Source organism: Photobacterium salinisoli (assembly GCF_003614885.1).
GTDB lineage: Bacteria > Pseudomonadota > Gammaproteobacteria > Enterobacterales > Vibrionaceae > Photobacterium > Photobacterium salinisoli.
The window spans coordinates 1,008,567-1,018,317 of record NZ_QZMS01000011.1 but is presented as its reverse complement, the minus strand read 5'-3'; the positions used below and the strand labels follow the sequence as shown (position 1 = coordinate 1,018,317).

Annotated in this window: 7 protein-coding genes; 6 read left to right on the top strand and 1 reads right to left on the bottom strand. The window is 51.9% G+C overall.

Going from position 1 to position 9,751, the window contains the following annotated elements; genetic code table 11:
• The first annotated feature begins 86 nt into the window (after positions 1-86).
• The 6 genes from D6M16_RS15955 to D6M16_RS15935 all read left to right on the top strand — a co-directional run bounded on the left by D6M16_RS15955 (position 87) and on the right by D6M16_RS15935 (position 8,161).
• A complete protein-coding gene (locus D6M16_RS15955; RefSeq protein WP_120512810.1) occupies positions 87-1,457 on the top strand; it encodes an HlyD family type I secretion periplasmic adaptor subunit in 1,371 nt (456 codons plus the stop codon).
• A 4-nt stretch (positions 1,458-1,461) separates the two neighbouring features.
• Positions 1,462-2,769 (top strand): TolC family outer membrane protein, encoded by a 1,308-nt coding sequence (locus D6M16_RS15950; protein WP_120512809.1) that lies wholly within the window; start codon positions 1,462-1,464, stop codon positions 2,767-2,769.
• Between the two features lie 16 nt (positions 2,770-2,785).
• On the top strand, positions 2,786-3,379 hold the full coding sequence (locus D6M16_RS22425; RefSeq protein ID WP_205576912.1) for an OmpA family protein: 594 nt from the start codon (positions 2,786-2,788) through the stop codon (positions 3,377-3,379).
• Positions 3,380-3,442: 63 nt separating this feature from the next.
• Complete coding sequence (locus D6M16_RS22420) at positions 3,443-4,090, top strand: transglutaminase-like cysteine peptidase (RefSeq protein ID WP_205576938.1); 648 nt, start codon at positions 3,443-3,445, stop codon at positions 4,088-4,090.
• A gap of 13 nt (positions 4,091-4,103) precedes the next feature.
• Positions 4,104-6,038, top strand: a complete 1,935-nt coding sequence (locus D6M16_RS15940; protein WP_120512808.1) for an EAL domain-containing protein — start codon at positions 4,104-4,106, stop codon at positions 6,036-6,038.
• Complete coding sequence (locus D6M16_RS15935) at positions 6,035-8,161, top strand: type I secretion system permease/ATPase (RefSeq protein WP_120512807.1); 2,127 nt, start codon at positions 6,035-6,037, stop codon at positions 8,159-8,161. The genes D6M16_RS15940 and D6M16_RS15935 overlap by 4 nt, the downstream gene beginning before the upstream one ends.
• A 458-nt stretch (positions 8,162-8,619) precedes the next feature.
• On the opposite strand, the gene D6M16_RS15925 is transcribed toward D6M16_RS15935, so the two are convergent.
• On the bottom strand, positions 8,620-9,738 hold the full coding sequence (locus D6M16_RS15925) for a M23 family metallopeptidase (protein ID WP_120512805.1): 1,119 nt from the start codon (positions 9,736-9,738) through the stop codon (positions 8,620-8,622).
• Between the last annotated feature and the right edge of the window lie 13 nt (positions 9,739-9,751).

Genomic DNA, 9,751 nt, shown 5'->3' with positions numbered 1-9,751 from the left:
CGAGAAGTTGAGTGTTAATCCGGGTTAATTGTTCCCAGTCTTGCTATTGAGACAATTTCACCGCTTCAGCAAGAGCGCCGACAACTATGAAGACGCCGTCAGTGAACCGTAAGCACCTTGATTTTGTGGATGATAAAACTGCCGCTCTGCTGCTCAACACACCGGGCAGCGCCAGACTCATGCTCTGGGTTATTGTCATTTTCTTTATCGTAGCTGGCATCTGGGCATCCCGTGCGCAGCTGGAGCAGGTCACAACAGGCAACGGCAAAGTCATTCCTTCATCCCAGCTTCAGGTCGTGCAGAATCTGGAAGGCGGCATCGTCAAAGCGCTGATGGTAAAAGAAGGCGAACAGGTACAAAAAAATCAGCCTCTGTTACTGATTGATGACACCCGTTTTCAGTCCGATTTCAATGAAAGGGCGCAGGAGCTTGCCAGCGCAAAGGCCGATGCTATCCGGCTGGAAGCTTTGCTTGACAATGTCACCGTGAATCAGAAAAACAAAGCCGTGTCTGTCTCCCGCACACCGCTGGTGTTTCCTGACGCCTTTCTCAGCAAATATCCGGATCTGGTCAACCGTCAGCAGGCCGAGTACAGCGATAACCTGTCGACCCTTGAAAGTCAGCTTGCCGTTGCCGCACAACAACTTCAGCAAAAGCAGCAGGAACTGGTTGAAGCCCGCTCAAGGCTCAGCGGACAACGGCAAGGCTATAACCTTGCCAGCCGGGAATACACAATCACCAAACCGCTGGCCGATGAAGGCGTCGTCCCTGAGATAGAGCTGCTGAAACTGCAACGCCAGCTCAACGATACCCGCAAAGACATGCGCTCTACCGAGCTGCAGATCCCCGTGATTGAAGCGGCCATTCGGGAAGCTGAATTCAAACGTCTGGATGTCGCGCTCAAATTCCGCTCTGACATTCAGGCCGATCTCAATCAGGCCACCGCCAGGCGCGATGCCCTGAACCAGTCCAGTGTAGGTTTAGAAGATAAAGTCCAGCGTACCCTGGTGCGTTCTCCGGTCAATGGCACAGTGCAGACCCTGTATTTCAATACCATAGGCGGTGTGATTCAGCCCGGCATGGACATAGTCGCCATCGTGCCGACAGAAGATAACCTGGTGATCGAAGCAAAAGTGCTGCCACAGGATATTGGATTCTTACGCCCAGGTCTCAAGGCAATGATTAAATTTTCGGCTTATGATTACACTGTCTATGGTGGTTTAGAGGGCACACTCGAGCAAATCAGCGCCGATACGATTCAGGATGAAGAAGGCAACAGCTTTTATCAGGTAAAAATTCGAACAGAAAAAAACAATCTAGCGGATAACAGCGGTGAGCAGCTGCCCATTATACCGGGAATGACAGCGTCGGCCGATATCATCACCGGCAAACGTACCGTGTTGCAGTATTTACTGAACCCGATACTGAAAGCCCGCCATTCCGCCCTGAGGGAGTAGATCAATGCACTATCTGTACACCAAGGTATGTACTGCACTGACCCTGGCGCTAATCACCGGGCTGGCCTCGGCACAATCGCTCGAGCAGGCGGTCGCTCAGACGCTGTCTTCCAACCCGGAAATCAAAAGCGCCTATAACGATTTCATGAGTCGCTATGAATCTATCCGGGCATCGAAAGGGCAATATCTGCCTTCTGTCGATCTTGAAGCCGGCATCGGCTACGAAGACTACGATGACACCACCAACAGCACGGGTGACTATAATCCGTCGGATGCCACTATCAGTATCAGCCAGTTAATCTGGGATGGTTCGATCACCTATCACGATATCCAGCGCAATAAGTCCGAAGCAGAAGCACAGCGCTATCAGTTGCTCGCCGATGCACAGGATAAAGCGCTGCGGGTCGCTGAAGTGTATCTCAATGTGCTGCAGGCGCAGGAAGTGCAATCTCTCTCGGAATCGAATTATCAAATCCACCAGCGAATTTACTCCGACATCAAAAAACGTACCGATGCCGGCATTGGATCGACCGCTGATCTGTCGCAGATCGAAGGCCGGCTGGCACGGGCGGAATCCAACCTGATTGCTTCTCGTAATAATGTGCAGGACAAAGTGACGGAGTTTTACCGTGAAGTCGGTGAACAGCCGGTCAATCTGGTACAGCCGGAAGTGGATATCAATTTCCTGCCCCCCTCGCTGGATCGGGCCATCGAGACAGCAAGGGAAAATAACCCGACACTGAAAACCGCCAGCAATGATATTGATGCCGCCCATTATCAGTACAAGCAGGAGCGCGGTGATTTCTGGCCGACTTTCTCGATTGAGGCGTCTCAGGAATGGGGAGAAGATCTGGAAGGCACTCCCGGTCATACTGACGAATTAAAAGCCGGGTTACGGATGCGCTATAACCTGTATAACGGCGGCACGGATATGGCTGAAAGCCGCCGGGCAGCGTACCAGATCAATAAATCCAAAGACATACGTGACAGAGCCCACCGCCTGCTGGATGAAAGTACCCGGCTGGCCTGGAGCGCCCTGGAACTCTCTGAACGCCAGACCCAGTATTTACAAAAGCACGTCGATGCCTCGGCCCGCACCGTGATCGCCTATGAGAAACAGTTTCAGATTGGACAACGCACCCTGCTGGATGTGCTGAATACGGAAAATGAGCTGTTTGATGCACGTAAAGCCTATTTACAAGCCTTTTACGACGGCATTCTTGCCAGATACAGAGTGTTGAATGCCACGGGCAAATTGCTGGATGAAATGCGGGTCGATATTCCGGATGAATGGGCTGAGTCAGTACGCTGACGAGTAAGGAGGTGACATGCAAAAACAAGTGATGTGTTTCTTGCTGACACTCGTTCTGCCGGCCTGCTCAACCACAGTGCCGGATCCGCCCGTCGCCGAGCAATCGCGTGATCTGCTGGATCAGGATTCAGACGGTGTGATCAATGCGCGGGAACGATGTGCCGACACACCATTGCCGGCGGTAGTGAACAATGACGGTTGTCCGCAGCTCGTTGAAAGCAAGCGAACCAATCAGCTGCATATCTTATTTGCTAACGATTCAGATGTCATTCCGTCAGGTTTCCGCAGCCAGATTCAGAAAATGGCGGCCTTTCTGAAAGCGTATCCCGAAACAGCAATTGAGTTAAAAGGCTATGCCAGCCCGGTTGGGGCGTCGCCATATAATCTGGATTTATCCAAGCGACGCGCCGCGAATGTGCGCTCACTGCTGGTTGATCAGGGTATCGCGCCTGAACGGGTCAGAACGGTTGGCTTCGGCGATAATGAACCGGTACGGGGACAGACTCGGGAGCAGACCAATATCCTCAGCCGTCGTGTGACGGCAACCGTGACAGGCGCCGACGCCGGGGTACTGGAACGCTGGACTATCTTCACAACAAGGAATCAATAACACCATGACACTAAGGTTCACTCAAGCTCCCGGCTGGCAACGCCAGTGACGCATTGGCTGCTGATGACATGGCTATTACTTGCGCCCCCGCTGAATGCCTTCAATGAACAGGAACAAGCGGCGTTTGATCGCGTCACGGCGTTTTATGGTGAGCGCGCAGGCAAGCGGATGATGGCCTGGCGGCAGTTGCTGGCGTCCGTTTCCTATCAGCAGGAAAGGCAGATGCTGGAGCAGGTCAACCGCTTTTTTAATCAGTTTATGTTTCTGAATGATATTGAAATCTGGGGAGAAAATGACTACTGGGCGACGCCCTCAGAGTTTCTCGGCGCGGCTGGCGGCGACTGTGAGGACTTTACTATCGCCAAATATTTTTCGTTGCGGGAACTGGGCATCGAAGATCAGAAACTTCGCCTTGTCTATGTCAAGTCGCTCAGTCGGGATCAGTTTCACATGGTACTGGCCTATTATGCCTCCCCGAGCGATGTGCCAGTTCTGCTGGATAACCTGGATCCTGACATCAAACCGGCGACTGAGCGCAGCGACCTGCAGCCCGTTTACAGCTTTAACGGCAGCCAGTTATGGCTGATGAAACAACAAGGACAAGGACAGCTCGCCGGTAAGTCTTCGCGCCTGAAACGCTGGACCAACCTGAGAGAGCGCTTTGAAGCCCAGACACTGGCACGCCCCGTCATCAATCTGGATCAGCCATAGAAGGAAGGGACGCATGACACTCTACAGGCAACTCATTCTCTGGTTAATGCTGGTCTTTGTGCTGCTGCTGGTGAGCGTCTTCTCGGTTCAGATTCACAACACCCGGACTTACCTGATCAATCAGCAAACCATTGAAACAGACAATGCCGTGAATGCCGCTGGCCTTGCATTAACCCCTTATCTGGCAACGAAGGATTTGATTGGGGCGGAATCTGTGATTAATGCCATGTTTGACGGCAGTTTTTATCAGAGAGTGTCCCTGAACATTTTTACACCTCAGAGCCAGATTCTGAGAGAATACCCGCCGGATACCTTTGCGGTGCCTGAGTTTTTCCGTCGCTGGCTGCCTATCGAGCCGCAGTCCCGTTCAGTCACGCTCACCAGTGGCTGGATGCAAACCGCCGAACTGTCGGTAACCAGCAATCCGGCCATTGCTTACCAGCAACTCTGGCAAAACGCTATTGATTTATTTCTGGTGCTGTCTGCCATACTCGGTCTGGGCGCGGCGGCTTTGCTGCTGGGTCTGAACCTGATCATCCGCAAACCGCTTAACCGGCTTCGTACCAAAGCGCAGGCCATTTCCCGCAATGACTTCGGGGTGCCGCTGCCCTTACCGGCCACCAAAGAACTCCATGATGTGGTGGACGCCTTTAACCACATGAACCAGCAGATACGCCAACATTTCAGGCAGCAAGCCGAAGAAGCGGACAGACTTCGCATTCAGGCTTATCAGGATCCCGTTTCCGGGCTGGCAAACCGCCGTTTTCTGATGGCAAAACTCTCTGCTCTGATTGAGGGTAAAGAGCACGGAGGCATTGTCTTGTTGCGTGCCGACATCATTAAAGACACTTACCAGCAACAGGGATTCCGGGCCGGCGACAGCCTGGTGTCAGCCCTATCCCGCCAACTGACAACCCTGTTTGCCCCCAAGGCAACCCTGGGCCGGCTCAATCAGTCAGAGTTTCTCTTTATAGGGCCCGCTCAGTCGCGAGCTGAACTGACGGACATTGCCGGTCGCATGCTCGACATCACAGAGAAATGTCATCCGGTACAAGAAGGTGTCGCTGAACATAACAGCAGTGTAGCTGTTGTCATGAAAGGAAAAATGCAGACAGTGTCTGATTTGCTGGCAGCGGCAGACAATGCAGTCAACCAGGCATCAGCCCAGACAGACCTGCCACTGTGTGTCATCGGCGACGATAACCGTTTACCCACTTTTGGCCGCCAGCAATGGCAGTCGCTGATTACTCAGGCCATCAAGTCAGATAAGCTGGCATTCAGTTTTCAAACAGCCATTGATCATCAACACCGGCCTTTATTCAGAGAAGTGTTTACCAGTGTTGAACATCAGGGTCAGGCTTACCGGGCACATTTTTTCCTGCATGCACTGGATACGCTGGAAGATGGCGCCAGCCTTGACCGTTATGTACTGAGCAAGATGGCAAAACACTTAGGCTATCGTGACGATACCTCATTGGTGCCATTAACCGTCAACCTCAGCCTGAGCAGCATTCGTGCCGCAGGTTTTCTCCGCTGGCTGGCAGGGTTTATGGCAATGCACCGCCACATTAGCAGCAAACTGTTGTTAGAAATTCCTGAGGCTGCTTTTGTTCATCATTATGAATTTTCCAGCCTGCTTTGCAGCATCATTCGTCATTACGGATTCCGTTTCGGCATTGATAACTACGGCCATCATTTTAGTACTTTAGGCTATCTGCAGCGATTTAAGCCCTACTATGTCAAGCTGGACTACGCCTATACCGGCCAGTTAGATCAGGAAATAAAAACCAATGTCCTTCGCGCGGTTACCCGGACCGCAGATAATCAGAATATTCTGACCATAGCCACCCGGGTTGAAACACAAGCGCAGATGAATAAGCTGGCTGCACTTTCAGTCACGGGCTTTCAGGGTTATGTGGTCGACAGTCTGTTAAGGGCATCTCCATGACAGATCCTTTACTGCTCGCCCTGATTGTCGTCAGCCGCCACTATGGGGTGGCCAACACACCCGATGCGTTAATTGCCGACCTGCCGCTGCCAGACGGACAGCTCACTCCCTTTCTGCTGCCCCGGGCCGCCGAAAAAGCCGGGCTAGAAGCCAAAGAAGAAAAACTGGCAATAGAAAAACTGCCACCCATGTTGCTACCGGCCATACTGCTGCTCAAGGGCAACAGCGCCTGCGTAGTCGCCAGCATCGATCATGAAAAACAACAACTTGCTGTTATATCACCTCAGTTTGACAGTGAAGAGCGCTGGATATCTTTTTCAGAATTCAATGAGAGCTATACCGGCCATCTGTTTCTGCTCAAAAAGCGGTTTCGCTATGACGAGCGATCACCAGAGCTGCTCAAACCAACAAAAGGACACTGGTTCTGGGGAACGCTCTGGTTATCGAGAAATATCTACCGCGATGTATTTATTGCCTCCATTCTGATCAACTTGTTTGCTATTGCCACCCCGCTGTTTACCCGGCTGGTTTACGACAAAATTGTCCCTAATCAGGCATTTGATTCACTCTGGGTGCTGGCAAGCGGCATCACGCTGATCTTTGGCTTTGACTTTGTGCTTAAGTTAATGCGCAGTTATTTCATTGATGTGGCGGGCAAAAAATCTGACATTCTGATATCTGCCAAGCTTTTTGCCAAGGTCATGGGCCTGCGGATGGAAGCCCGGCCACCATCAGTCGGTGCCCTGGCCCGGCACCTGCAGGAATTCGAAGCCATCCGGGAGTTTTTCACCTCGGCCACCATTACCTCACTGATTGATCTGCCCTTTGCGATTTTGTTTCTGGTGGTGATCTGGCTGATTGCCGGGCCCTTGGTGATTATTCCCATTATTGCCCTGGCCTTTCTGATTCTGTACAGCCTGCTGGTCCAGCGCCCCTTGCGAAGAAGCATAGAAGAAGGCTCTCGCCTGTCGTCGCAGAAACACGCTAACCTGATTGAAAGCCTGTCGGGTCTGGACACCATCAAACGGTTTGAAGCGCAAAGCCAGTTCCAGTACAAATGGGAAGAAGCGGTTGCCCACATGGCCAACTGGAGTATTACCTCGCGGCGGCTGACCGATTCGGTGCAAAATACCGCCGGTTTCTGTCAGCAATTCGTCACCGTCGGCATGATAGTGTTTGGCGTGTATCAGATTGCCGCCGGTGAATTAACCATGGGCGGTCTGATCGCCGTTTCTATGCTCAGCAGCCGCGCGGTCGGGCCTCTGGTGCAACTGGCGTTACTGTCCACCCGCTACCATCAGGCTAAATCGGCCAAAACCATCATTGAACAGCTCATGGCCTTACCTGTTGAGCAAGAAGCTGAAAAGCGATTTCTGCATCGCGCCTCCCTGCAGGGCAGAATTCAGTTCAGCCAGGTCAGCTTCCAGTATCCCGGCCAGCAGCGCATGGCGATCAAAGATTTGGATCTGACCATAGAACCGGGTGAAAAGGTCGCCATTATTGGCCGGGTCGGTTCCGGCAAAACCACCATAGAGCGTTTGATCATGGGGCTATACAAGCCCTCGGCAGGTTCAATCAGTATTGACGATACCGATATCGGTCAACTGCATCCCACAGATATCCGGCGCAATATCGGCAGTGTGCCGCAGGATCTGATGCTCTTCTACGGTTCTATCCGCGACAACATTGCGTTAGGCCGGTCGCAAGTCAGTGACGACGCCATTCTACGAGCCGCAGATCGGGCAGGTGTCACCAACTTTACCCGGCAGGATGAGGCCGGACTTGACCGTCAGGTCGGCGAAGGCGGTCAGGCACTCTCAGGGGGCCAGAAACAGGCTATCGCCATTGCCCGTGCCCTGCTCACAGAACCCAAAGTCCTGGTTATGGACGAACCCAGCAGCAGCATGGATAACAAAGCCGAACAGGCACTCAAACACGTGTTAAACACTCTCGACAATGACGAAACCCTGATCCTGTTCACTCATAAAACCAGCATGCTGGATGTCGTCGACCGCATCGTAGTTCTGGAGCAAGGTCAGCTCGTCGCTGACGGTCCCAAAGATCAGGTACTTCAACAACTGAGGAAAGGCAATTTAAGTGACGGAAAAATGGGAACTGGGTAATATTTGCTTGGGTGTGTGGTAGAGTACTGATCAATTGCCGGACACCAACATATTGAGAGAATGATGAATGACCTACAACGATTAATCTTATTATACAGGACGTTAGACAATGCACCTGAAGAGGAATTAATCAGTACATGTCGTCTCGCGAGTCATATTGAATCTCTGGTTACACTGATCCCTGATACACAAGATGATTTTCAGCAATCGTACTATCAATTGTGGGATGCACTGGAAGTGGCTTATGTTCAGCATACTGAGTTGGCAATACCATTCAACGAATCAGTCAAAATGGACTTAATACATTTCCTGGATATTTTCAAAGTTCACGTGCTGCATGAGATCAATCGACGGTTTTCTGTCTGTTTCAGAGTAATGAAAAATTGAGTGAGTTAATAGTTAACAACTAAAGCCCGCCATCTCTGCTGGACTTTAGTTGTTAATTAGAGCGTACCCATTCACATGACCGGATTATCTATCCTGCGCCAGAAGCAGATTTTCTGATTGCTGCGCTGATCCACCAGCCAGGTATAGCTGCAGTTATCGTCGTAGCTGTAACGCCCGGTCTGAACCTGATATGGCCCAAAGCTGGTGCCTTGCATCGACTGAAAACGCCCCTGATAGAGCAGCGAAAAATGCAGATGCGGCCCGGTTGACGAACCTCCCTCACACAAAGCGGTCGAGCGATTATTGGCGTAAGTACCCAGTTTGGTATTTTTGGAGACCCATTGGCCGTTGGATACCTGAACACCGTCCATGTGGTAGTAATTGGTCGCCCAGCCATTCGGGTTGGTTACCCGCACCTGACACCGTGATAACACAGTGGCATAACCGTCATGCGCAGCGGTGACGCTGTACGTCGTTCCCCCCCAGGCCGGCCAGTCGTAAGAGACATCAATTGAAGAAAGCGGAAAGCCTGATCCACTGTGAGCATGCGGTCCGTTAGGCACCCAGCTGTACCCCTGAAACCAGGGCATCTGCATAAAGCCGGCAGGAGGAGCGAGCGTGCTGGCGACACGAGATTCCGCACGGCTCTGGCGTGTTGACGCCGGTTCACCGAACCAGGCCACATAGTGCTGCGACCATTCTGCTGCACGCTGCGGATCATTGAGTGTACTGAGAATAGCCAAAGTAGACGTATTGGTCGGAATGGCGGTATCAGCCTCATACCGGTAAAAATACTGCGAAAGATGGTTAGCAATGCGTTTGATCGCTTCTTTTAACTGAGTGTCTTGCGCCTGGTCAAATTCCGCGTCCGGTTGCCAGTTTTCAGCCAACAAAGTGGTGACCAGTATGACTCTGGGATCAACACCCGTCGCGCCACTCCAGTGCATCAGAGTTTCTTTCAAAGACGTCCAGTTCGGGGCAAAACTGTCAAAGAACGCCTGTTCATCAAACGGGTTCTGATAGGGTCTGAACACAAAGTTTTCGTCAGACACCAGCGACTGAATGTCTCTGTCCTGATCAATGATTTGCTGGGCGACAGGTGAACTGGGTACCGCAGGATAAAGGTCATGAGCCAGCGCGACAGAACTGGCAATGAAAGGAAAAGCCATGAACAGTATCGATTTTTTCATCACTATTATCTCC

Excerpts from the sequence above, each read along its gene's own strand:
- D6M16_RS15955 (WP_120512810.1), top strand. The coding sequence starts at position 87 with ATGAAGACGCCGTCAGTGAACCGTAAGCACCTTGATTTTGTGGATGAT.
- D6M16_RS15950 (WP_120512809.1), top strand. The coding sequence starts at position 1,462 with ATGCACTATCTGTACACCAAGGTATGTACTGCACTGACCCTGGCGCTA.
- D6M16_RS22425 (WP_205576912.1), top strand. The coding sequence starts at position 2,786 with ATGCAAAAACAAGTGATGTGTTTCTTGCTGACACTCGTTCTGCCGGCC.
- D6M16_RS22420 (WP_205576938.1), top strand. The coding sequence starts at position 3,443 with ATGACATGGCTATTACTTGCGCCCCCGCTGAATGCCTTCAATGAACAG.
- D6M16_RS15940 (WP_120512808.1), top strand. The coding sequence starts at position 4,104 with ATGACACTCTACAGGCAACTCATTCTCTGGTTAATGCTGGTCTTTGTG.
- D6M16_RS15935 (WP_120512807.1), top strand. The coding sequence starts at position 6,035 with ATGACAGATCCTTTACTGCTCGCCCTGATTGTCGTCAGCCGCCACTAT.
- D6M16_RS15925 (WP_120512805.1), bottom strand. The coding sequence starts at position 9,738 with ATGAAAAAATCGATACTGTTCATGGCTTTTCCTTTCATTGCCAGTTCT.